This is a genomic window from Microbacterium sp. UBA3486 (assembly GCF_002377845.1).
In the GTDB taxonomy this organism is placed as follows: Bacteria; Actinomycetota; Actinomycetes; order Actinomycetales; family Microbacteriaceae; genus Microbacterium; species Microbacterium maritypicum_A.
This window is the reverse complement of sequence record NZ_DFQP01000085.1, coordinates 37,864-60,813: the sequence shown is the minus strand read 5'-3', so window position 1 is coordinate 60,813 and position 22,950 is coordinate 37,864. Positions and strand designations below refer to the sequence as shown.

The 22,950-nt window shown below is 68.0% G+C and carries 26 protein-coding genes; 16 read left to right on the top strand and 10 right to left on the bottom strand.

Annotated elements, in window-relative coordinates:
• From B2869_RS13210 to B2869_RS13195, 4 genes are all read left to right on the top strand, one after another.
• A partial coding sequence (locus B2869_RS13210; protein ID WP_292767397.1) for an ACP S-malonyltransferase occupies positions 1-656 on the top strand: 656 nt, incomplete at its 5' end.
• The gene (locus B2869_RS13205) at positions 653-1,654 is read left to right on the top strand and encodes a beta-ketoacyl-ACP synthase III (RefSeq protein ID WP_136024273.1); all 1,002 of its coding nucleotides are present in this window, start codon (positions 653-655) and stop codon (positions 1,652-1,654) included. The genes B2869_RS13210 and B2869_RS13205, both read left to right, overlap by 4 nt.
• Positions 1,655-1,722: 68 nt before the next feature.
• Positions 1,723-1,971 (top strand): acyl carrier protein, encoded by a 249-nt coding sequence (locus B2869_RS13200; protein ID WP_017830435.1) that lies wholly within the window; start codon positions 1,723-1,725, stop codon positions 1,969-1,971.
• Between the two features lie 96 nt (positions 1,972-2,067).
• Positions 2,068-3,306, top strand: coding sequence for a beta-ketoacyl-[acyl-carrier-protein] synthase family protein (locus B2869_RS13195; protein ID WP_021200727.1), 1,239 nt, complete (start codon positions 2,068-2,070; stop codon positions 3,304-3,306).
• Between the two features lie 139 nt (positions 3,307-3,445).
• On the opposite strand, the gene B2869_RS13190 is transcribed toward B2869_RS13195, so the two are convergent.
• Positions 3,446-4,111 (bottom strand): YczE/YyaS/YitT family protein, encoded by a 666-nt coding sequence (locus tag B2869_RS13190; RefSeq protein ID WP_292767386.1) that lies wholly within the window; start codon positions 4,109-4,111, stop codon positions 3,446-3,448.
• A gap of 95 nt (positions 4,112-4,206) precedes the next feature.
• Here B2869_RS13190 and B2869_RS13185 point away from each other — a divergent pair, with 95 nt between their 5' ends.
• A complete protein-coding gene (locus B2869_RS13185; RefSeq protein WP_292767383.1) occupies positions 4,207-5,610 on the top strand; it encodes a PLP-dependent aminotransferase family protein in 1,404 nt (467 codons plus the stop codon).
• A gap of 134 nt (positions 5,611-5,744) precedes the next feature.
• Here the strand turns inward: B2869_RS13185 and B2869_RS13180 are convergent, their stop codons facing one another.
• Both B2869_RS13180 and B2869_RS13175 read right to left on the bottom strand, forming a co-directional pair.
• Positions 5,745-6,248 carry a DUF3145 domain-containing protein gene (locus tag B2869_RS13180; protein WP_292767380.1) on the bottom strand — a complete coding sequence of 168 codons (504 nt, stop codon included), beginning with the start codon at positions 6,246-6,248 and terminating at the stop codon, positions 5,745-5,747.
• 185 nt (positions 6,249-6,433) lie between these two features.
• Positions 6,434-7,207, bottom strand: coding sequence for a hypothetical protein (locus B2869_RS13175; RefSeq protein ID WP_021200730.1), 774 nt, complete (start codon positions 7,205-7,207; stop codon positions 6,434-6,436).
• A gap of 176 nt (positions 7,208-7,383) precedes the next feature.
• Between B2869_RS13175 and B2869_RS13170 the strand changes: the two genes are divergently transcribed.
• The 3 genes from B2869_RS13170 to B2869_RS13160 are packed head-to-tail and all read left to right on the top strand — an operon-like array spanning position 7,384 to position 10,975.
• Positions 7,384-9,387, top strand: coding sequence for a DUF262 domain-containing protein (locus B2869_RS13170; RefSeq protein WP_292767377.1), 2,004 nt, complete (start codon positions 7,384-7,386; stop codon positions 9,385-9,387).
• Positions 9,388-9,389: 2 nt separating this feature from the next.
• Positions 9,390-10,637 carry an alpha/beta fold hydrolase gene (locus B2869_RS13165; protein ID WP_373695376.1) on the top strand — a complete coding sequence of 416 codons (1,248 nt, stop codon included), beginning with the start codon at positions 9,390-9,392 and terminating at the stop codon, positions 10,635-10,637.
• 56 nt (positions 10,638-10,693) lie between these two features.
• A complete protein-coding gene (locus tag B2869_RS13160) occupies positions 10,694-10,975 on the top strand; it encodes a hypothetical protein (RefSeq protein WP_021200733.1) in 282 nt (93 codons plus the stop codon).
• Between the two features lie 89 nt (positions 10,976-11,064).
• Here the strand turns inward: B2869_RS13160 and B2869_RS13155 are convergent, their stop codons facing one another.
• The 3 genes from B2869_RS13155 to glgA all read right to left on the bottom strand — a co-directional run bounded on the left by B2869_RS13155 (position 11,065) and on the right by glgA (position 13,401).
• A complete protein-coding gene (locus tag B2869_RS13155) occupies positions 11,065-11,322 on the bottom strand; it encodes a type B 50S ribosomal protein L31 (protein ID WP_021200734.1) in 258 nt (85 codons plus the stop codon).
• Between the two features lie 91 nt (positions 11,323-11,413).
• Entirely contained in the window at positions 11,414-12,199 is a 786-nt protein-coding gene (locus tag B2869_RS13150; protein WP_021200735.1) for an ABC transporter ATP-binding protein, read from the bottom strand.
• A gap of 17 nt (positions 12,200-12,216) precedes the next feature.
• Complete coding sequence (gene glgA / locus B2869_RS13145) at positions 12,217-13,401, bottom strand: glycogen synthase (RefSeq protein ID WP_292767368.1); 1,185 nt, start codon at positions 13,399-13,401, stop codon at positions 12,217-12,219.
• A gap of 46 nt (positions 13,402-13,447) precedes the next feature.
• Here glgA and glgC point away from each other — a divergent pair, with 46 nt between their 5' ends.
• Genes glgC through B2869_RS13130 form a run of 3 tightly spaced genes read left to right on the top strand, consistent with a single transcriptional unit; the run spans position 13,448 to position 16,116 of the window.
• A complete protein-coding gene (glgC, locus tag B2869_RS13140; RefSeq protein ID WP_021200737.1) occupies positions 13,448-14,689 on the top strand; it encodes a glucose-1-phosphate adenylyltransferase in 1,242 nt (413 codons plus the stop codon).
• Positions 14,690-14,738: 49 nt separating this feature from the next.
• The gene (serB, locus tag B2869_RS13135) at positions 14,739-15,374 is read left to right on the top strand and encodes a phosphoserine phosphatase SerB (protein ID WP_136024279.1); all 636 of its coding nucleotides are present in this window, start codon (positions 14,739-14,741) and stop codon (positions 15,372-15,374) included.
• A 46-nt stretch (positions 15,375-15,420) separates the two neighbouring features.
• Positions 15,421-16,116, top strand: a complete 696-nt coding sequence (locus B2869_RS13130) for an alpha/beta fold hydrolase (RefSeq protein ID WP_292767361.1) — start codon at positions 15,421-15,423, stop codon at positions 16,114-16,116.
• Between the two features lie 15 nt (positions 16,117-16,131).
• Here the strand turns inward: B2869_RS13130 and B2869_RS13125 are convergent, their stop codons facing one another.
• Positions 16,132-16,842: a beta-ketoacyl-ACP reductase gene (locus B2869_RS13125; protein ID WP_017830420.1), complete on the bottom strand. Its 711-nt coding sequence runs from the start codon at positions 16,840-16,842 to the stop codon at positions 16,132-16,134.
• A 139-nt stretch (positions 16,843-16,981) separates the two neighbouring features.
• Here B2869_RS13125 and B2869_RS13120 point away from each other — a divergent pair, with 139 nt between their 5' ends.
• Genes B2869_RS13120 through B2869_RS13105 form a run of 4 tightly spaced genes read left to right on the top strand, consistent with a single transcriptional unit; the run spans position 16,982 to position 18,915 of the window.
• Complete coding sequence (locus tag B2869_RS13120) at positions 16,982-17,515, top strand: DUF4190 domain-containing protein (RefSeq protein WP_292767358.1); 534 nt, start codon at positions 16,982-16,984, stop codon at positions 17,513-17,515.
• 52 nt (positions 17,516-17,567) lie between these two features.
• Complete coding sequence (locus tag B2869_RS13115) at positions 17,568-17,915, top strand: DUF3099 domain-containing protein (RefSeq protein ID WP_029265042.1); 348 nt, start codon at positions 17,568-17,570, stop codon at positions 17,913-17,915.
• A complete protein-coding gene (locus B2869_RS13110; protein WP_081859644.1) occupies positions 17,912-18,106 on the top strand; it encodes a hypothetical protein in 195 nt (64 codons plus the stop codon). Before B2869_RS13115 ends, B2869_RS13110 begins: the two co-directional genes overlap by 4 nt.
• Positions 18,103-18,915: an SURF1 family protein gene (locus B2869_RS13105; protein WP_292767350.1), complete on the top strand. Its 813-nt coding sequence runs from the start codon at positions 18,103-18,105 to the stop codon at positions 18,913-18,915. The genes B2869_RS13110 and B2869_RS13105 overlap by 4 nt, the downstream gene beginning before the upstream one ends.
• A gap of 277 nt (positions 18,916-19,192) precedes the next feature.
• On the opposite strand, the gene B2869_RS13100 is transcribed toward B2869_RS13105, so the two are convergent.
• The 3 genes from B2869_RS13100 to abc-f are packed head-to-tail and all read right to left on the bottom strand — an operon-like array spanning position 19,193 to position 22,170.
• On the bottom strand, positions 19,193-19,816 hold the full coding sequence (locus B2869_RS13100) for a pyridoxine/pyridoxamine 5'-phosphate oxidase (RefSeq protein WP_051667814.1): 624 nt from the start codon (positions 19,814-19,816) through the stop codon (positions 19,193-19,195).
• A gap of 44 nt (positions 19,817-19,860) precedes the next feature.
• Entirely contained in the window at positions 19,861-20,529 is a 669-nt protein-coding gene (locus B2869_RS13095) for an HAD family hydrolase (protein WP_292767346.1), read from the bottom strand.
• 42 nt (positions 20,530-20,571) lie between these two features.
• Positions 20,572-22,170 carry a ribosomal protection-like ABC-F family protein gene (abc-f, locus tag B2869_RS13090; protein WP_029261766.1) on the bottom strand — a complete coding sequence of 533 codons (1,599 nt, stop codon included), beginning with the start codon at positions 22,168-22,170 and terminating at the stop codon, positions 20,572-20,574.
• A gap of 162 nt (positions 22,171-22,332) precedes the next feature.
• On the opposite strand from abc-f, the gene B2869_RS13085 reads away from it, so the two are divergent.
• Positions 22,333-22,950, top strand: coding sequence for a DedA family protein (locus B2869_RS13085; RefSeq protein ID WP_021200747.1), 618 nt, complete (start codon positions 22,333-22,335; stop codon positions 22,948-22,950).

Here is a 22,950-nt window from a genome sequence, read left to right as displayed (position 1 = left end):
CGGTCGGAGAGATCGCGGCGCTCGTCGGCAGCGATGTGATCGACGCCGACACCGGCATGCGCCTGGTGGGCATCCGCGGCCGTGCGATGGCCGACGCTGCAGCGCAGGAGCAGACCGGGATGAGCGCCGTGCTCGGCGGCGACGAAGACGCCCTTCTGGCGCGCCTCGCCGAGCTCGACCTCTCCCCCGCCAACTACAACGGCGGCGGACAGATCGTCGTCGCCGGCGCCCTCCCGGCTCTCGCCGCTCTCGCGGAGGAACCCCTCAAGGGCACCCGCGTGGTCCCGCTGCAGGTTGCCGGAGCCTTCCACACGCGCTACATGGCTTCCGCCGTCGCCGCTCTCCGCGATGCGGTGGCCGACGTCACCCCCGCGAACCCCGACATCACTCTCTGGACCAACCGTGACGGCTCCGTCGTCGCGGACGGGACCCAGGCGCTGAGCTTCCTCGTCGACCAGGTCTCGTCGCCGGTGCGCTGGGACCTCTGCATGCAGTCCTTCGCAGACGCCGGCGTGACCGGGGTCATCGAGCTCGCCCCCGCCGGCGCCCTGGTCGGCCTCGCCAAGCGCGGCCTCCGCGGTATCCCGGCCGTCGCCGTGAAGACTCCCGAAGACCTCGATGCAGCCGTCGCGCTGCTGAATGGAGAAGCCGCATGAGTGCCACCCTCGCCCAGGTGACCGGCCCGGCATACACGCGCATCTACTCCTACGGCGCAGCTCGCGGCGAGAACGCCGTGCCGAACGAAGACCTGGTGGGTCCGATCGACTCCAGCGACGAGTGGATCCGCCAGCGCACGGGCATCATCACCCGCGCGCGAGCCGACAAGGGGACGGACGCGATCGACCTCGCGACCACCGCAGCGGCCGAGGCCATCGAGAAGTCGGGTGTCCCGGCGGACCAGGTCGACCTGGTGATCGTCGCGACCATCAGCAACCCCAAGCAGACCCCGTCCGTCTCGGCGATCGTGGCCGACCGTGTGGGGGCGAACCCTGCGGCGGCCTACGACATCAACGCTGCCTGCGCCGGCTACGCCTATGCGATCGCTCAGGCCGATGCGCTGATCAAGGCCGGCGCTGCGCGCTACGCACTGGTGATCGGCACCGAGAAGCTGTCCGACGTCGTCGATCCGACCGACCGCAGCATCTCCTTCCTCCTCGGCGACGGTGCGGGCGCTGCGCTCATCGGCCCGAGTGACACGCCGGGCATCGCTCCCGCGGTCTGGGGCTCCGACGGCTCGAAGGCCGACGCGGTAGGCATGAACGGCACTCTCACCGACTTCCGCGACGGCGTGGTGCCGTGGCCGACGCTTCGCCAGGAGGGCCCGACGGTCTTCCGCTGGGCAGTCTGGGAGATGGCCAAGGTCGCACGCGAAGCGCTGGACAAAGCGGGCGTCGAGCCCTCCGACATCGCCGCGTTCATCCCGCACCAGGCCAACATGCGCATCATCGACGAGTTCGCCAAGCAGCTGAAGCTGCCCGACACCACGGTTATCGCGCGCGACATCGAGACGACGGGCAACACCTCCGCGGCCTCCATCCCGCTGGCCAGCCACCGCCTGATGGCCGAACACCCCGAGCTGTCGGGCGGTCTCGCCCTGCAGATCGGCTTCGGTGCCGGTCTCGTGTTCGCCGCACAGGTCGTCGTCCTTCCCTGAGAATGCGCTGACCTTCCCTAGACTGTTCCACGGTTCCGAAAACAACCCGCAAGAAAGAGGAAGACCACATGGCTTTCACCAACGATGAGGTCCTCGCCGGCCTCGCAGAGCTCATCACCGACGAGACCGGCATCAACGCTTCCGAGGTCGCCCTCGAGAAGTCGTTCACGGACGACCTCGACATCGACTCCATCTCGATGATGACGATCGTCGTCAACGCCGAGGAGAAGTTCGGCGTCACCATCCCCGACGACGAGGTCAAGAACCTGAAGACCGTCGGCGACGCCGTCAGCTTCATCGTCGCGGGCCAGGAGTAATCCCGGCAGGATGCCACTCCCGCGCCTCGCGGGGAGTGGCATCCTCCGCCTGCCCTCTCACCCGTTCGACTTCGTTTCGACAAGGAACCACACCTCATGACCAAGCGCATCGTCGTCACCGGCATCGGCGCCACTTCCGCCATCGGCGGCACGGCCCCGGAGAACTGGACGAACCTGCTGGCCGGCATGTCCGGCACCCGCACGCTCGAACACGACTGGGTACAGCAGTACGAGCTGCCCGTCACCTTCGCCGCCGAGGCGATTGTCCGCCCTGAAGAGGTGCTCCCCCGCCACGAGGCCAAGCGCCTCGACCCCTCGTCGCAGTTCGCGCTGATCGCCGCACGCGAGGCCTGGGAGGACGCCGGGTCTCCCGAGGTCGCCCCCGAGCGCCTCGGCGTCGACTTCGCCACCGGCATCGGCGGCCTCTGGACGCTTCTGGACGCCTGGGACACCCTCCGTGAGAAGGGCCCGCGTCGGGTCATGCCTCTCACCGTCCCGATGCTCATGCCGAATGCCGCTGCCGGAAACCTGTCGCTGCAGTTCCACGCCCGCGCTTACGCGCAGACCGTGGTCAGCGCGTGCGCCTCCAGCACCGAATCGATCATCCACGCTTTCCATCACCTGCAGGACGGGCTCGCGGACGTCGTGATCGCCGGCGGCACGGAATCCGCGATCCATCCGATCACGATGGCCTCCTTCGCCTCCGCGCAGGCCCTCTCGCGCCGGAACGACGACCCCGCCCATGCCTCGCGTCCCGGCGCGATCGACCGTGACGGCTTCGTCATGGGCGAGGGCGCAGCCGCGCTGATCCTCGAAACCGAGGAGCACGCCAAGGCCCGCGGCGCCAAGATCTACGGCTATGTGCTGGGTGGTGGCGTCACCGCAGACGCCTATCACATCACCGGCAACGACCCTGAGGGCAACGGCGCGGCCCGTGCCGTCACGCAGGCGCTCGAGGAGGCCGGGGTCACGGCCGACCAGGTCACGCACATCAACGCGCACGCGACATCGACGCCGGTCGGCGACCCCAACGAGTACGTGGCACTCAAGAAGGTCTTCGGAGACCGGATCGACGAGATCCCCGTCTCGGCGACGAAGGCATCGACCGGGCACCTTCTCGGTGGCACCGGTGCGCTCGAGGCGATCTTCTCCCTCCTCGCGCTGCGCGACCGTGTCGCCCCGCCGACGATCAACATGACGGAGCCCGACCCGGCCGTCCCGTTCCGCCTCTCCGGCGAAGCCACGCCCCTCGGAGACGGTCCGCAGGTCGCGATCAGCAACTCGTTCGGATTCGGCGGTCACAACGCGGTCCTCGTGGTCGCCAGCGCCGACTGACACGCCACAACGATGAGCGGCCCTCGGGATTCCGAGGGCCGCTCTTCTCATCTGCGTGAGGATCACACGGAAGCATGAGCATCCGCCGGTACTCGATCACGCAAGCGTGCACAAGTCATGCAGGTGCGCGGGTGTTCCGTCAGGCGGTGCGGAGGCTCCCGAGCTTCTGCGATCGGGCCCCGCGCATCCGGGTGATGCGCGGGAGGAACCAGCCGATCAGCGGGCCGACACCGAAGGCGAAGAGCACGGTGCCGACGCCGACGGGGCCGCCCAGCAGGAAGCCCACGAGCAGCACGCTCCCTTCGATCAGTGTGCGCACCAGCCACACCGCCCATCCGGTTCGACGGACGAGCCCCGTCATCAGGCCGTCACGAGGGCCGGGGCCGAAGTCGGCGGCGATGTAGAGGCCGGTCGCGAAGGACAGCAGAAGCAGCCCGAAGACGAACATCGGAGCGCCGATCCACACCGAAGACGGTTGCGGGATCAGGGCGAGCGCGAGATCCGCACTCGGACCGACGAGCAGGGCATTCAACACGGTGCCCAGCCCCACGCGTTGGCGCAACGGAATCCACAGCAGAAGGACGACGATCGAGACCAGTACGGTCATGACGCCGTAGCCGAGGCCGGTCTGCGCGGCGAGACCGAGAGCCAGCACGTCCCAGGGAGCGACGCCGATGCCTCCCCGCACCATGAACCCGAGCGCGACGCCGTAGAGGAACAGACCGGCGAGCAGCTGCACGAGCCTCTCGACGAGGTCGCGCCGACTGGTCGCCGTCACGGGGAGGAGCACAGAACGCAGGAGCATGCCTCCACTCTGGCCCCCGATCCGCCTTTCGAGGCGAAGCCACTCGCCGCAAAGTGGTCTGCAGAGATCAGGCCACTTTGCGACATGCTGGACGTATGGCATCACGACTCGTCGAACAGCTCGGAGCGCACAACGTCGCCGGCGCCACGGCGTCGGGGCTCGCGGACCGGATCAGGGCGCTGATCCTCGACGGCCGACTCACCGTCGGCGAGCGTCTGCCGAGTGAGCGTGCACTCGCAGTCGAGCTGCGCCGTTCCCGTTCGACGGTCACCCGCGCCTACGGTGTACTGGAGACCGACGGCTACGTCTCACGTCTGCACGGCGGAAGCACGCGTGTCACGCTCCCCAACGGCCACACCGCTCCGGGCGCGGAGGCCGACGACGACTCCATCGACCTGTCGATCGCGTCGATGGACTCGACCCCGGGCCTGTACGACGCGACGGTGCGCTCGCTGCCCCGCCTCGCGGCGCTGCGCGGCACCAGCGGATACTCGCTGCGCGGACTTCCCGAGCTGCGCAAAGCCGTCGCGCAGCGGTTCCGTGATCGCGGCGCACCGACGTCGGCCGACGAGATCATCATCACCTCCGGTGCTCTCAACGCGGTGAACCTGATCCTCACGGCGATCGGGCGGCGCGGTGAGCGAGCCCTGGTCGAGCAGCCGACGTTCCCTCACGCTCTCGAGGCGCTGAACCGCCACGGGTACCGGCTTCTCCCCACGCCGGTGGACGCCGACGGGTGGGACACGCGGCATCTGAACGAGACGCTGATGAGCTCCCGGCCTCATGTCGCGTATCTCATCCCCGACTTCCACAATCCGACCGGCGCGACCCTCCCCGACGACGAGCGGCCGCGCATCGTGACCACCGCGCGCAACGTGGGCACTCACCTCATCGTCGACGAGACGACGACCGAGCTCGACATCGACCGGGGCTGGGCACCGATTCCCATGGCCGCGGGCGGCCCCAACGTGATCACCGTCGGATCGATGTCGAAGATCGCATGGGGCGGGATGCGCATCGGCTGGGTCCGCGCGGAGCGTTCCGTCATCGCGCGGCTGCTCGCGGTGCGCCCCTCGTTCGAACTCGGTACGGCGCTGCTCGAGCAGTGCATCGCCGTCGAGCTGCTCTCCGACATGCCGGCGCTCAGCGCGCACGTCCGCCGGCGCCTGCGCGCGGGTCGTGGGGCGGTCGAGGCGGGTGTGGCCGGTATCCCCGGGTTCCGGATGCCGCCGACGCCCGGAGGCCTCTCCGCGTGGGTCGACATCGGCGCGCCACTGTCCACCTCGCTCTCCCTCGCTGCGCGCGAACGGCGCCTCGTTCTTCCGCCCGGCCCCCGCTTCACGACGGGCGGCGTGCTCGAGCGCCGGGTGCGCATCCCGATCACGCTCCCACCCGAGCGGATGGCGGAGGCGATGCGGCGATTGACCCTCGCCTGGGGAGACGTGCGCGAGGGAAGCGCATCGCGCACTGCGGAACTCCAACACTCCGCGGTCATCTGATCCGGATGACGAAGACGCCGCCCCGTTCCCGGGGCGGCGTCTTCGTGGGAGCGGGGATACGTCTTCTCAGCGTCCGGGATGACTCACCGGCATCCGATACTCACGCCTCCCCCGTTCCGGTCTGTGGTGTCGGCTCAGCCGACCTTGTGGAGCCAGACGACCCTGGCATCGTCACTCGCGTGACGGAAGGGTTCGAGCTCCTCGTCCCAGGCGGAGCCGAGGGCGATATCGAGCTCGCGCTGCAGCTCGACCGCGCTCCCGGCGGCGATCTCCATCGCGTAGCGGATGCGGTCTTCACCGATCACGATGTTGCCGGCGGCATCGGTCTGGGCGTAGTGGATGCCGAGATCGGGCGTATGCAGCCAACGGCCGCCGTCGCTGCGGGGTGTCGGGTCCTCGGTCACCTCGAAACGGAGGTGTTCCCAGCCGCGAATGGACGTCGCGAGAGCCGCTCCGGTGCCGACAGGGCCGTCCCAGTAGAACTCCGCGCGTCGTGCGCCGTCCAGGACGGGCTGCTCGGCCCAGTCGAAGTTCACCGCACGCCCGATAGCGCGACCCACCGCCCATTCGAGGTGCGGGCAGAGCGCGCGAGGCGCAGAGTGGATGAACACCACTCCGCGTGCGTAAGCCGTCGCCATGATCTCTCCGTTTCATCAGGTGCGTCTTCCCCAACGACCTGAACCACGAAGTGGCGAGAATATGCGGTTGTGCGCCCATTCTCGCCGAGATCCACAGAAATCACAAGCATGTCATTCCATGACGAAGGCCCCGGTCACGGGGACCGGGGCCTTCGGACCGCAATCGGTCGTGGATCTGACGAGGATCAGGCCTCGCTCATGGCCTGCTTGACCTGCTGGCCCTTGGCGGCGTAGTACGCCGCACGAGCGGCGTCCTTGCGCGCCTGCTCGGCATAGCCGAACTCCAGCGTCTCCTGGTCGACCTCATAGTTGGGCACATCGTCGGTGCCGTGGTACTTCTCGATGTAGGCGTCGAGCTCCGGGCCCGAGGTCCACGAGGTGATGAGGCAGTAGCGCGGCTCGGTGCCGTTGTGCGTGGCCGCGTGCCAGAGGCGCTGCGTGTCGACGATGAGCTGCGCACCGGCCGGAAGGGCGATGCGGTACTCGATGCTGGGGTCGGTGCGGTTCTCGCGCAGGACGAAGTAGCTGTCCTTGTCGTCCGTCAGGTTGAAGAAGCCGCGGACCACCCAGCCGGTGCCGTCGGGGTTCAGACGGTTGTTGTCATCCTGGTGCAGGTTGTAGAGGCAGTCGCCGTACGGGGTCGGCTGCAGCTCGATCACGCGGCAGCGGCCGACGTTGGCACCCGGCTCCTGCGCGCGGCGCGTCAGGTTCGGGGCCTTCTCGGTCTGCGAGTCGATCCAGACGCCGTCCTTGTCGGTGCGCGGCGGCTTGTGGTTCCAGAAGCCGTTGCACTCGATGTCACCGAAGGCACTGGCGAGAGGGGCGAAGCGGGTGTCACCCGACGACTTCCAGTCGTTGTACTCGATGTCGAGCCATTCCTTGGGGTCGAGCTCCTGGTTGTAGCTGTCGAGGACGACGAATCCCTTTTCCTCGAGGGCAGCGGACTTGATGTAACCCATGATCGAGTCATGTTCCTTTCATCGGGGGCCAGCACGTTTTAACAGGCCCTGATAAGGCAAGCCTAACAGCGTGGTCCGTGAGCCCTTCGGAGGTCGGCCGTGCATAACCGAATAGACTGATGGGGGCGCCCGGCGAGTCCTCGGCGCCCGTCGCTACGGGAGGACGAGACACCAGCATGAGCACCGCGACCAACGTCGAGGCGACAGCAGTCAACACGATCGAATGGCTCGCGGCAGGGAGCACGACCATCGTCGTCCCCGTGTATCAGCGGCAGTACCGGTGGGACATCGGCGGCTGCGAACGTCTCCTCTCCGACATCCGCGCGGTCGCCGGCGAAGACGATGCCCACCGTCACTTCATCGGCTCGATCCTGTCCGCCGAAGACGGCTCCGCAGCCGACTCCGACCTGATCCTCATCGACGGCCAACAGCGCATCACCACTCTCATGCTGCTGGTGGCCGCCCTGCATCATGCGATCCGCGATACCGACAGCGCCATGGCCGCAGCGCTCGAACGAGTGCTGGTGCGCTCCGACGCTCCGGACCGCACCAAGCTGCGCCCGCACGATGCCTGGGCCGACCTATACGAGTCCGTGGTCCTGGATCGACGCGATGACGCAGACAGAGAGTCGCGCTTCGACGACAACTACGCCTTCTTCCGCAGCCAGATCCACGTCGACGAGGTTCCGGCCATCTGGCGCGGGCTGCAGAAGCTCGAGCACGTGTCGATCACCCTCGGCGCACAGGCGAACGCGCAGCAGATCTTCGAGAGCCTGAACTCGACGGGCGAGCCGCTGCGCGACCACGAGCTCATCCACAACTACATCCTGATGGGCCTGAGCCACGCGGAACAGGTCGACGTCGAGGCCCGGTTCTGGGTTCCGATAGAACGGCACACCGGCGAGGCGATCGGTGCCTTCTGGCGGCATTACCTCGTACTCGTCACCGGACGCGAGGTCGCCGCGAACGGCGAGCACGGCGTGTACAGCGCCTTCCGGCAGTCGTTCCCGCGCGTCGACGTCGACCATCTGCAGGCGGACGCGGCCGAGTGGCGGCACTACGCCGAGATCTACGGCACCCTGCTGGATCCGTCGCGGGAGCAGGACCCGGAGATCGCGCGACAACTGCGCCACGTCAACACGTTCGGCCGCTCCTCTTACCCGCTCGTAATGAGCGCCTACAGCGATCATCTGCGCGGCGTGATCGACCGTGCAGAGCTCATCGAGACGTTGGAGTGGTTGCAGGCCCTCTTCCTCCGCCGCGCCCTCGTGAACCTGCCCGCGGAGAGACTCGTCGCCAGACTGTGCCGAGCGCGCCGCGACGGTCGCGATGCGCTCGCCCGGGCGTTCGCGCGCATCACGCCCTCCGACGAGCGCGTCAGCGCGGTCGTGAAGTACAGCGAGCTCCCCCACCCCGCGTATGTGCTGGGACGGCTCGAAGGTGTCGACGACGTCGACGACTTCGACGTCGAGCACATCGTCCCGACCGTACCCGGAGATGCGTGGTCGGGCGACGGGGAGCGATCGTGGATCGACTATTCCGAAGACGAGCAGAACAGCCACCGCGCCCTCGCTCCGACCCTCGGCAATCTGACCCTGCTCGAGCAGTCGCTGACGGAGCGGGTTTTCGGTGCCTCCTTCCCCGTCAAGCGCTCGGAAGCCTACGCGCACAGCTCCGTGCCGGCCACGCGCGATCTCACCGACCTCGGCTCCTGGAACACGGCGGCGATCACCCGCCGCACGATCGCGCTCACAGCCGACCTCATCCGCATCTGGGCCCGCCCCGCGCTGCCGGAGATCGATGACGACGGCCTGACGCCGATCCTCGATGCGGTCCGTCGCCGCGGATGGCCGACGGGCTGGGAGCGGGAGTTCGACTACGTCGAGTATCGCGGTGAACGCTGGGAGGTTCCCGACGTCAAGTATCTGTTCAACCGGGTCTTCCGTCGCGCCTGGACCGACACGAGAGAGGCCGCCCTGGCCTACTGCGCCGCGCACGGCGGTCCGATCTACCAGGACATGGCCTGGAAGGGACAGTGGGATGAGCTCGACGAGGGTCATTTCCTCTACATGGGCTGGGATTCCAACTACATGATGACCGCGGTGCAGGGCGTGCTCGAGGAGTCGGGCATCGCCTCGGAGGTCTTCGTCAAGTACTCCTATATCGGAAATGTGATGTGAACATGAGCACCATCGTCCGCACGCTGCAGGATCTCACCGTCGAAGAGCACACGCTCACCGTCCCTCTGGTGTGGGACGACCCGGCCGATCACCGCACCATCGAGATCTTCGCCCGCGTGGTCACCCGCGAAGGCGGCGACGCCCTCCCTTACCTGGTCTTCCTCCAGGGCGGGCCAGGGCATGAGGCTCCGCGCCCCTTCCACTCCTCGACATCGCCGGCCTGGCTCGACGAAGCCCTCGCCCACTACCGCCTGGTGCTTCTCGACCAGAGAGGGACCGGCCGGTCCACTCCTGTGGGGGACGGCGACCTCGAGCGCGGCTCGGCCGCCGTCGCCGAGCACCTCACGCATCTGCGCGCCGACGCGATCGTGCGCGACTGCGAGGCCGTGCGCGAGCACCTGGGCGCCACCACCTGGAGCGTGCTCGGACAGTCGTTCGGCGGCTTCACGACCTTGGCGTACCTCTCCACCGATGCCTCCTCCCTCGAGGACGTCTTCATCACCGGAGGCCTCAGCGCCGTGGGGCGGCACCCTGACGACGTGTATGCGCTCTGCTACGACAAGATGCGCGACGCCTCGGAACGCTACTACCGCCGTTTCCCAGAGCACCGCGATGTGATGCGACGGCTCGTCGAGCTGGCGGATGCCGGAGGCATCGTCCTGCCCGACGGAGAAGTCGTCTCCCGCTCACGCCTCCGATCTGTGGGATCGGCACTCGGCACCGACGATGGCTGGCAGACCCTGTGGTCGATTCTGGAGCGCGATCCCTCCTCAAACGCCTTCCGATACGACCTGATGCACGCGATGCCCTACGACGGCCGCAACCCGCTGTACTTCGCCTTCCACGAATCGAGCTACGCCGACGGGCACGCGACCCGGTGGTCGGCCGAGCGCACTGAACCCTCCGACTTCCGCGACGACCCCACGCTGTTCACGGGTGAGCACATCCGGCGCGAGTGGACCGAGACGGTGCCCGCATTCCGGCCATGGCGCGAGGTCGCCCTCGAGCTCGCCGAGTTCGAGTGGCCGAGCATCTACGACGCGTCCGCGATCGCCGGGTCGGAGGCGACCGGTGCGGCCGCGGTCTACGTCAACGACGTCTACGTGCCTTACGAGTTCTCTCTCGAGACGGCGAAGCTCATCCCGGGGGTGCAGCTCTGGCAGACGAGTGAGCACGAGCACAACGGTCTGCGTTCGGGACCGGTGCTGTCACATCTCATCGACCTCACGCACGGTCGCCGCATCCGCTGAACATCTCCTCCTGACGGAGGATGCTCTCGCCTCACCCGACGCCTACTCTGGAGCACATGGAACAGGGAGTGGGCGTGCTCGTCACGGTCGGAGTGCTGCTGCTCCTGGTCTCGGCGGTGATCGTCGTGATCGCCTTCGGCTTCTCGAGGGTGCCGATCGAGAAGAAGTACGAGACCAGTGGAGGGGGACTCGGCGGCGCATTCGACGCCGTCTGGTCTCCGTCTGCGCACGAGGCGGGTATCGAACGCGACCGCCAGACGCAGCGGACGGCCCCGGCACCATCGCCGGGCGATCCTCCGGACACGATCGACGACGGCCGGATCCGACTCGACCTCTGAGGCTTCGGGCACGGCTGCGAACGCAGCGCCCGGGGAACGAAGAAGGCCCCACGCTCGGAGGAGCATGGGGCCTTCTTCGTTGGCGATCGTTACTTGGACGAGCCGCCGAAGCCCTTGAAGCGCTGGTTGAACTTCTCGACGCGGCCGGCCGAGTCCATGATGCGCTGCTTACCCGTGTAGAACGGGTGCGAGGCCGAGGAGATCTCGACGTCGATGACGGGGTACTCCACGCCGTCCAGCTCGATGGTCTTGTCGCTCGACACGGTCGAACGGGTGAGGAACGTCTCGCCCGAACCGAGGTCGCGGAACACGACAGCCTTGTACTCGGGGTGAATGTCAGTCTTCATGGGATTCCTTAGTTGCTGCCCTGGATTGTGCCAGGGACGAGGGAAGTCTGCGGTGCAGAGAGCACCAAGGGTCGATTCTATCAGACCCGGATCAGGATGCTGCGCGGGCGGCGTAGCGGCCGTCCTCGCCGCTGAGCACGATCGGCATGCCGAACGTGTCGCTGAGAGCCTCGGCCGTGAGCGTCTCCGCGATCGGGCCCGCCGCGACCACGGCACCGTCCCGGATCAGCATCACGTGGGTGAATCCCACGGGGATCTCCTCCACGTGGTGCGTCACCATCAGCATGGCCGGGGTGGTCGGCGAGGACGCGTACCCGCTGAGGAGCGCGAGGAGCTCTTCACGAGAGCCGAGATCGAGCGAAGCCGTGGGCTCGTCGAGAAGCAGGAGCTCGGGGTCTGTCATGACGGCACGCGCGATCTGGACCCTCTTCTGCTCGCCGTCGCTGAGGGTGCCGAAGGTGCGGTCGGCCAGATGGTCGAGACGCCAGTCGCCGAGGACGCGGAGCGCGCGGCGCTCGTCGATGGCCTCGTAGCTCTCGTTCCAGCGGCCGAGCACGGAGTACGCGGCCGTGAGCACGGTGTTGAGAACCGTCTCGTCCCGGGGCACACGCTTGGCCATGGCCGACGAGGCGAAGCCGATGCGCGGGCGCACCTCGAACACGTCGGTGCGGCCGAGCGTCTCCCCCAGCACCGTCACCGTTCCCGACGTCGGGTGCATGAGAGTGTCGGCCAGCTGCAGGAGCGTGGTCTTTCCCGCGCCGTTCGGGCCGAGGATCACCCATCGTTGATCGTCGTCGACCTTCCAGGTCACGTGATCGATGATGTTGCGCCCCTCACGGCGCACGACGACGTCGGTGAATTCCAGAGCGCTCGGCATGCCTTCAGCCTATCGGCTCAGGCGGTCAGCTCCGCGTAGAGCGCGCGCGTCGTCTCGGCGATCGCCGCCCAGCTGAACTCCTCGCGCGCCCGCTCCCGTCCGGCCTCGCCGTACGCGCGTGCCCGATCCTGATCCATCGCCACCTCCGTGAGCACGGCGGCCAGATCCGCGACGTAGCGGTCAGGGTCCACCGGCGTGCCGGTGCCGTCCTGAACCTGCTCGATCGGGACGAGACGCCCGGTCACACCGTCGGCGACGACCTCGGGGATCCCGCCGGTCGCGGTCCCGACGACCGCCGCCCCGCACGCCATCGCCTCCAGGTTCACGATCCCGAGGGGCTCGTAGACGGACGGGCAGACGAACGTCGTCGCGGCCGTCAGGACCGCCGACAGCTCGTCGCGCGGCAGCATCCGCTCGATCCAGATCACCCCGTCCCGCTCCTGCTGGAGCAGTCGGACACCTTCTTGGACCTCCGCCATGATCTCCGGTGTGTCCGGCGCTCCGGCGCAGAGCACCAGCTGCACCTCTGGCGGCAGCAGACGCGCGGCCTGCAGCAGAAACGGCAGCCCCTTCTGCCGCGTGATGCGACCGACGAAGACGACCGACGGTCGAGCAGGGTCCATTCCGATCGATCGCAGGAACTGGTCGTCGCGTACCGGACGCCAGCGTTCGACGTCGATCCCGTTGTGGATCACCCGCACCTTCGCCGGGTCGACCTGCGGGTAACTGCGCAGGATGTCGGCACGCATCCCCGCGCTCACAGCGATCACCGCTGCGGCGTTCTCATAGGCCAGGCGCTCGATCCCACTGGAGACGGCGTAGCCGCCGCCGAGCTGCTCCGCCTTCCATGGTCGAAGGGGTTCGAGGCTGTGCGCCGTGAGCACGTGGGGGATGCCGTGCAGCTGCGAGGCGAGATGCCCGGCGAAGTTCGCGTACCAGGTGTGGCTGTGCACCAGATCGGCCTCGGCGATGGCCGACACGATCTCCAGATCCGTGCCGAGCGTCTGCAGAGCGGCGTTCGCCCCGGCGAGCTCGGAGGGCGTGCGGTAGGCGAAGGTGCCCGCCTCGTCACGGGGTGCGCCGAACGCACGGACCCGGACGTCGACGTGCTCCCTGAGGGCCGCGACGAGCTCGGCGACGTGCACGCCGGCACCGCCGTAGACCTCCGGCGGGTACTCCTTCGTGATCATTTCAACTCGCATGTCTGAACGCTAGTACAGCGACGATGATGGCATCTATGGTGGAGCCATGTCCGCTCCAAAGAAGGTCTTCGGGATCATCCTCGCCGGCGGCGAGGGCAAGCGCCTCATGCCTCTCACGGCCGATAGAGCGAAACCCGCAGTGCCCTTCGGCGGACAGTACAGACTCATCGACTTCGCGATCTCGAACCTCATCAACTCCGGGTTGCGGCAGATCGTGGTGCTGACGCAGTACAAGTCGCACAGCCTCGACCGACACATCTCGCAGACCTGGCGGATGTCGGCGCTCCTCGACTCCTACGTGACCTCCGTGCCGGCCCAGCAGCGCCTCGGCAAACGGTGGTTCTCGGGCTCCGCCGACGCGATCCTGCAGAGCATGAACCTCATCAACGACGAGAAGCCCGACATCGTCGTCGTGATCGGCGCCGACCACGTGTACCGGATGGACTTCCGCCAGATGCTCGAGGCGCACATCGAGTCCGGTGCCAAGGCGACCGTCGCCGGCATCCGTCAGCCGCTCGCGCTCGCGTCGCAGTTCGGCGTGATCGACGCCGACGCGGAGTCCGGACGGATCAAGCAGTTCCTCGAGAAGCCGACCGACATCGCGGGCCTCGAGGATTCGCCCCACGAGGTCCTCGCCTCGATGGGCAACTACATCTTCGACGCCGACGCGCTGATCGCCGCCGTCGAGGCCGACGGGGAGTCTCCCGTGTCCGGGCACGACATGGGGGGCGACATCGTCCCCTACTTCGTCGAGCGCGGCGAGGCCGGCTACTACGACATGAAGCAGAACGAGGTCCCCGGTTCTTCTCCACGCGACCGGTCGTACTGGCGGGACGTGGGGACGATCGACTCGTTCTTCGACGCACACCGGGACCTCATCTCGACGCTTCCCGTCTTCAACCTCTACAACATGGAGTGGCCGATCCACTCGCAGGCCGTCAACTCCCCGCCGGCGAAGTTCGTCAGGGACTCGGTCGGACGGATCGGCAACGCGATCGACTCGATCGTCTCCCTCGGCTCGGTGCTGTCCGGAACGCACCTGGAACGCAGCGTCGTCGGTCCGTGGACACTCGCCGGAGGAGGATCGACCATCACCGACTCGGTCGTGTTCGACCACGTGCACGTCGGCCAGGGGGCACGCATCCACCGGGCGATCCTCGACAAGAACGTGGTGCTGGCTGATGGAGCGACGGTCGGTGTGGACCGTGAACGCGACCTGGCGCGCGGCTTCACCGTCACGGAGTCCGGCATCACCGTCGTGGGCAAGGGCATCTTCATCGACCGCTGAGCACGTCACGCCGCACACCGACCCCTCGAGCGATCGCTAGGCTCGACGGGTGACCAGCGCGCGCTTCCTCGTCGTCCTCGATGCCGATTCCACCCTCATCCGCAACGAGGTGATCGAGTTGCTCGCCGACGAAGCCGGACGGCGTGCCGAGGTGCAGGCTGCCACCGAAGCGGCGATGCGCGGTGAGGTCGACTTCTCGACGAGCCTGCGCTCGCGGGTCTCGGCTCTGAAAGGTGTACCGGTGTCGGCCTTCGAGCGCGTCCGCGCGCGCATCGAGCCCACGCCCGGCGTGCGAGAGCTGACTGCGGCCGTCCACGACCGCGGCGGGGTGGTGGGCGTCGTCTCCGGAGGATTCCACGAGATCCTCGACAGCGTCGCGCCGGCCCTCGGCGTCGATCGCTGGCGAGCCAACCGCCTCGACGCCGCAGAAGGCGTGCTGTCCGGCCTGGTCGACGGTGACATCGTCGACGGCGCGGCGAAGGCATTGTCGCTCCGGGAGTGGGCGGCGGAACTCGGGGTCGCTCCCCGGGCGACCATCGCGATCGGCGACGGTGCGAACGACCTGCCGATGATGGCGGTCGCCGGTCTCGGTCTCGCCTTCAACGCGAAGCCCGCCGTTCGGGAGGCCGCGAGCCTCGTCATCGGCCCGCAGGACTTGGCGGAGGTCATCGCCCTGCTGCCGTAGGGGGAACGCTGTGGTGAAAGTCCGACGCCACCGCTAGCGTCAGCTCATGGACATCATCCTCGTCCCGGGACTCTGGCTCGATGCGTCCAGTTGGGAAGAGGTGATCCCTGCCCTCGAACAGGCTGGGCATCGCGCACATCCCCTCACCCTCCCCGGCCTCGGCGCGCCCGCCTCCATCTCCGCGGGGATCGGCATCGCCGAATGGATCGACGCCGCCGCCCATGCCGTGGACGCCCTGCAGGGACAGATCGTGGTGGTGGGTCACAGCGGCGGGGGCAACGTGGCATGGGGAGTCGCCGATGCCCGTCCCGAGCGCCTGAAGCGGGTCGTCTTCGTGGATACCGTGCCACCCCCTCCCGGAAGCGGCATCAGCGAGTTCGGGATCGTGGACGGGGTCGTGCCCTTCCCCGGTTGGAACTTCTTCCCGGACGAGGATGTGAGCGACCTCGACGACGCGACTCGAGCGCGCACGGCTCCCCTCACCCGCAGCGTTCCCGCGAGGGTGCCGACCGACGGCATCGTCCTGGAGAACCGCTCACGCCATCGGGTTCCGGTGACGCTGCTGATGGCTGGCCTCGATCAGGCGGCGTTCGACGAGATGATCGACGAGTGGGGTGCGTACGCCGACGAATACCGGTCGATCGATGACGCCGAGGTCGTGCGCATCGGCTCCGGCCACTGGCCGCAGTTCTCAATGCCCGAACGGCTCGGTGCGCTGATCAACGCGGCGATCGCGCGCTGAACACCGGTCTCGGGGTCAGTGCCCCATCCCGAGGCCGCCATCGACGGGGATGACCGCACCGGAGATGTACCCGGCGTCGTCGCCCGCGAGCCACGTCACGACGCCCGCGACCTCATCGGGGGTGGCGAAGCGTGCGGCGGGGATGCTCGCCTTGTACTGCTTCTGTGTCTCCTCAGGGAGCTCCGCGGTCATGTCGGTCTCGATGAACCCGGGAGCGACGACATTGGCGGTGATCCCCCGAGCGCCGAGCTCGCGGGTGATCGAACGGGCGAAGCCGACCAGAGCGCTCTTCGACGCCGAGTAGTTGGCCTGGCCTGCGGAGCCGTAGAGTCCGACGACGCTCGAGATCAGGATGATGCGGCCGAAGCGCGCGCGGAGCATCCCTTTCGAGGCACGCTTGACGACACGGAACGTGCCCCCGAGGTTCGTCGCGACCACACTGTCGAAGTCGTCCTCGCTCATGCGCATCAGCAGGGTGTCCTTGGTGATGCCCGCATTCGCGACGACGATCTCCACCGGGCCCAGCTGCTGCTCCACCTCGGTGAACGCCGCATCGAGCGCGGCCGCATCCGTGACATCCGCCCGGACCGTGAGAGTCCCCTCCGGCCCCTCGCCGCTGCGAGCGGTGACCGCGACGCGGTATCCGTCCCGCACGAAACGCTCCGCGATCGCGCGGCCGATACCGCGGTTTCCGCCGGTGACGAGGACGACGCGCTCAGCGCTCATGGGGACACTCCTGCTCTGGCCGGTGGCTCGGGGTTCCGAGCCGTCATCGATCCTACCGACGATGCCCGCGACGACCGTCGTGCCTCGTTTGACAGGTCTGGACGCTGCTGGGACTCTGTTCGAGACGAAAGGCTTCCTCGTGAGCGAAAACCACATCCCGTCTCCCGGTGCCGAGCCGCCGTTCACACCGCCACCGCCCCCGGTCCGGATTCCCGCAGCCCCTGCGTCCGCCGCTGCGCTTCCCGCGTACCCGATGCAGCCCCCGCCGCAGCCGACGCAGAGCTATCCCGGTGCCCCGCCCACCTATGCACCCCCCGGCGGACTCCCGCCCGCACAAGCGGCATACGCCCCGTACGCTGCACCGACCTACCCCGCCGTCGCGCCGCGTCCCACGAGTGGACTCGCCGTCGCAGCGCTGATCTGCGGAATCGCCGGGGTCGTCCTGTTCTGGGCCCTCATCCCGGTCCTCGCGTCGATCGCGGCGGTCATCACCGGTCACATGGCGCTCGGACAGATCAAGCGCGACCCCGGGATCGGCGGGCGCGGACTTGCCATCGCCGGCCTGATCCTCGGGTACGCGGTGATCGCGCTCAGTGCCATCACGCTCGTGGGCACCATCATCAGCTTCCTGTTCGTCGGCGCATTCAGCCTGCCTTTCCTCTTCTCGACCTGAGCGGGAGCAACGGCACGCCGGGAGGCTCGTACCGGCGTAGGCTTGAAGCATCGTGAAGAACGCGCGTCAAGTCCCGGCCGTCACCTCACTGCCGCAGTCTCCGCGGGATGAGGCAGACCATCGTGTGCGCCGTTACGTACTGACGATGTCCATCCGCATCGCGTGCTTCGCTCTGATGGTGCTGGTCCAGCCGTACGGGTGGTACACCTGGGTCTTCGGGATCTCCGCCGCCGTGCTGCCGTACATCGCCGTGGTCTTCGCCAACGCGGGCAGCGACAGCACCGAGACCGGTGCCGAGTCGCCGGTTCAGGAGTTGGCCGCCCCGGGGCCCGCACCGATCGAGAGCCAGCCCGCGACACCCCCGGTGTTCACGATCCACGAAGGCCCGAAGGACCGATGACAGACCTCGAATGCTCGCGTGCCGGTTGCCGGAGCGCGGCGACCAGACAGGTCGTGTGGCGCAACCCCCGCATCCATGCCGCCGATCGGGAGAAGATCTGGTTGGCGTGCGATGAGCACGTCGCCTACCTGCGCGACTATCTGGCGGCACGTGACTTCCCTGTCAGTGTTCGGGATGGGATCCCCGCATGAGCGGACGTCTGACCCGATGGGCCGTCTACGTGCTCATCGCGATCGGTTTCGCGGTCGCGTGCGTCTTCCTGTCGAACTGGCAGTTCGAGCGCAACGAGACCAGAGCCGCTCAGATCGAGCTCGTTGAAGAGAACTACGACGCGAAGCCTGTTCCCCTCTCCGACCTCATCGGGGAAGACGGTGCCCTCGATCCCTCCGACGAGTGGCGACCGGTGATCCTGCAGGGCGAATACCTCGCCGACCAGCAGCTCCTGGTGCGCAACCGCCCGCACGGCGGGACGAGCGCCTTCGAGGTGCTCGTGCCGTTCCGCGACGTCGATGGTCGCATCTTCATCGTCGATCGCGGCTGGGTGCCACCGGGTGACGGGGACGCGCCGGATTCGGTGCCAGCGCCGCCGGAGGGCGAAGCCGAGGTCACCGTGCGTCTTCGCCCGGGTGAGCAGGTTCCGGCATCGGGCCGTGGCGCGCCCGAAGGTCAGGTGCCGACCATCAATCTGCCGACCATCGCCGATCTCGTCGACGGTGACGTGATCACCGGAGCCTACGGACGGATGATCAGCGAGGACCCGGCCGGCACAGGGACGCTGGGGGGATTCGACTCCCCCACCGACGATCCGGGTCCGCACCTGTCGTATGCCATCCAGTGGATCCTCTTCGCGCTGATGGGCTTCATCTTCATCGGATACATCATCCGGACGGAGATCGTGAAGCACCGCGAGGAGGTCGAGGGAGTCCAAGCCCCCGTCAAGAAGTCGCGCCGCAAGGACCACGACGCCGACGTCGAGGACGAACTGCTCGACGTGCGGTGACTGTTCAGCCGGTGCTCGCTCGGTCCGACCATGGCATCGGGCGCTCCGGCAGCCGCGAGCTGTCGTCCGGAAGGTGCGGCAGTTCCTCGCCGCCGGCGCGGAGACAGAGCCAGCGCAGTTCGCCCGGACTGTCCGGTCGCGCCCGCCACGTGCGAGCGGCGCCCTGACCGACGCGGATCACGGTACCGGGGCCGACCGCGCGATCGTGCGGCATCGAAGCCACCATGGTGGGTGCGCCACTCGTCGAGCGACCCGATCTCGAGCACCTGATAACCGCTCATGTCCGCTCCCCTGCGACTCTATATCTCGCCACACCGGCGGCCTCGCCCGTCACGCTGCGGCTCCAGCCGCCCTCCGCGCGCTGAAAGACGATCCGGCTGTGGTTCCGGTCCGCCGATCCCTGCCAGAACTCGACGCGCGCCGGGACGATCCTCCAGAGCACCCATTCCCCCGGCGCGACACCGCGACGAGCGTCAGCCGACCGCGCGGCGAGATCTGCGGCGCTCTCCGCCTCGGACGCTTCCTGGATCATTCCCCGGACCCGCACGGCCCGTCGGAGCGGCTGCCACCAGAAGTTCAACGCCGCGGCAGGGCGTGCGGCGATCTGCTCGCCCTTGCGGGACGAGCGCGTCCCGGCGAACGCCCATCCTCGCGCGTCGACGCCCTTGAGGATCAGTGTCCTCGCATCCGGCACGCCGTCATCGTCGACCGTCGCCAGGGTCGCCGCGTGCGGTTCCGCGACCCCGCTCTCGGCGGCCTCCCCGATCCAATCGACGAAGAACGGCACGGGATCTTCGGGAAGCCCTGCGAGATCGAGCGGCGGCGCGACTCCGGTGAGGGAAGGCTGCGCACGCAACCAGTCGCTGATGTCTGACGAGGACGGGGGATGCGCGAACGGCATGCTCTCGACTATGCCATGGGTCCGCCCCGGGCAGGGCCGAGTGGTCAGGCGAGTTCGGCAGAGGCGGAACCCACCGGGAGCGGCCCCAGGAGGTCGATCAGCTCGCCGAGCGTCGAGACCCGGCGGGTGTCTCCCGCCCACTTCTGGTGCCCGCCGTCGAAATGGACGAACTCCGCGCCGAGATCGTCCGCGATCTCTCGATCGTGATTGGTGTCGCCGACGACGAGCACATCATGCGCAGCCATCCCGGATGTCGCCAGCCATCGCGAGATCACATCGTGCTTGGAGGCGCGGAAGGGATCGTCGATCGACAGCACCGCTTCGAACGCCTCGCCCAGGTCGTGCGGGGCCATCTGCCGAGCGAGGGCATCCGGAAGAGTCGCCGAAGCGAGGACCTGGCGGATCCCTCGCTCACGGAGCACCGCGAGCGTGGCCCGCACGTCGGAGTGGAGCGGCGCCTCGCCGACGCGCTGGGCGAGCAGGTCGAGATACGTGGTTGCGGCCGACACGAATCGGTCGTCCCCGAGTCCGAACGAGCGGTAGAAGTCCCGGATCGGGAAGCGGAAGACGGATCGGTACGCGTGCTCGTCGGCGAGCGGTTCGAGCGCGTGCTCCTCGAGCACGGCGTTCATGACCTGACGGCAGATCTCGGCATCGTCGAGCAGCGTGCCGTTCCAGTCCCAGCAGATCGCGCGGATGTGACCCAGCTCCATGTCCGTCACGATATCCCGGGCCGCCGACACGGAACCGACCCCCTAGGCGAGCTCGATGAGGTCCTGGTACTCCTGGCTCCAGATGTCCTCGACCCCGTCCGGCAGGATCAGCACACGTTCGGGGTTGAGTGACTGCACGGCACCGGGGTCGTGCGAGACGAGCACGACTGCTCCCTCGTAGTGCGCGAGCGCACCGAGGATCTCCTCGCGCGAGGCAGGATCGAGGTTGTTGGTCGGCTCATCGAGCAGCAGCAGGTTCGCCGACGACACGACCAGCGTCGCGAGCGACAGACGGGTCTTCTCACCACCGGAGAGGACGCCGGCGGGCTTGAGCACGTCGTCACCCGTGAACAGGAACGACCCGAGCACCTTGCGCGCTTCGGTCTCCGTGATGTGCGGAGCCGCCGAGACCATGTTCTCGAGCACCGAGCGGTTCACGTCGAGGTTCTCGTGCTCCTGCGCGTAGTAGCCGACCTTGAGGCCGTGCCCCGGCTCGAGCTGTCCCGTATCGGGCTGGTCGACGCCGGCGAGCATCCGCAGCAGGGTGGTCTTTCCTGCACCGTTGAGTCCGAGCACGACGACCTTGGAACCGCGATCGATCGCCAGGTCGACGTCGGTGAAGATCTCGAGCGAGCCGTACGACTTCGAGAGGCCGGAGGCCATCATCGGCGTCTTGCCGCAAGGAGCGGGCTTCGGGAAGCGCAGCTTCGCCACCCGGTCCTCCTGACGCACCTCGTCCAGTCCTGCGAGCAGCTTCTCGGCGCGCGCGATCATCTGGTGAGCAGCAGCGGCCTTCGAAGCCTTCGCACCGAAGCGGGCGGCCTGGAGCTGCAGGGTCGTCGCCTTCTTCTCGGCGTTCGCGCGTTCCTTCTTGCGACGCTCCTCATCAGCCACCCGCTGACGCAGGTAGTTCTTCCAGTTCATGTTGTATGTGTCGATGATCTGGCGGTTCGCGTCGAGGTAGAACACCCGGTTGACGGTCTCGCCGACGAGCTCCACATCGTGACTGATCACGATCAGCCCGCCCTTGTAGCCCTTGAGGAACTCGCGCAACCACACGACGCTGTCGGCGTCGAGGTGGTTGGTCGGCTCGTCGAGGATCATCGTCTGCGCGTCGGAGAAGAGGATGCGCGCGAGTTCGATCCGACGGCGTTGACCGCCGGACAGCGTCGACAGCGGCTGGTCGAGGATACGGTCGGGAAGCGACAGGTTGTTGGCGATGGACGCGGCTTCGGCTTCGGCCGCGTAGCCGCCCTGCGCCTCGAACTGCTCGGTGAGTCGGGCGTAGCGCTTCATGGCCTTGTCGGCCACCGCGGGGTCGTCGGAACCCATGGCGAGGGCCGCCTCGGTCATGCCGAGGTTGAGCTGACCGAGCCCGCGGGCATCGAGGATGCGCGTACGCGCGAGGTCTTCGGGATTGCCCGAACGAGGGTCCTGCGGCAGGTAGCCGAGTTCCCCGGAGCGGGTGACGCTTCCGCCCGACGGGAGCACGTCACCGGCGAGCACCTTGGTGAGCGTGGTCTTCCCGGCCCCGTTGCGGCCGACGAGTCCGATCTTGTCTCCGTCGGCGACGCGGAACGAGACGTTCTCCATCAGCAGGCGCGCGCCAACGCGGATCTCGAGGTCGTGCACGGCAAGCACAGCGGACGTCCGTTCTTTCGGGGAGGTTGTCGGCCGATCGGCCAGCCTCCCAGTATAAGCGGCGTCGCCGGGAGTCGCGCTCAGCAAGATCACTCCGAAGGGTGAGGGTTCCGATACCCGAGAGGGATGCCCGGCTCGGGGTCCGCTGCATAACGTACGGGAGTGGACATCCTCAACGAGCTCATCATGCAGGCGATCGCCTCGCCCTGGCTGTACCTGGTCCTGTTCGCCGTCACCGTCATCGACGGCTTCTTCCCCCCGGTTCCCAGCGAGACCGTGCTCGTCGCCGCGGCGGCGGTCACCGCCTCCACCGGCGAGGGAAACCTGGTGCTCCTCGGGCTCGTCGCCGCGATCGGTGCGGCGATCGGAGACAACCTCGCCTTCGTCATCGGGCGAGCGGTGGGCACGACGAGGTTCGCCTGGATGCGACGCCCCCGGGTGGCGGCGGCATTCGCTCACGCCCAGCGCGCACTCGACCGTCGGAGCGCGACGCTCATCCTCGGTGCCCGCTACATCCCGGTCGGTCGGGTCGCCGTCAACATGAGCGCGGGCGCTCTCCACTTCCCCTGGCGGCGCTTCCTCCCCTTGAGTCTCATCGCCGGGGTCAGCTGGAGCGTGTTCAGCCTCGCGATCGGTCTGCTCGCCGGCGCCTGGATCAAAGACCAGCCCCTGCTCAGCGCCGGGCTCGGCATCGTCATCGCCCTCGTCATCGGGTTCGTGATCGACCGGATCGCCGCGGCCCGTCGCCGCCGTGCGCCGGCGCCCCAGCTGGCAGGATGA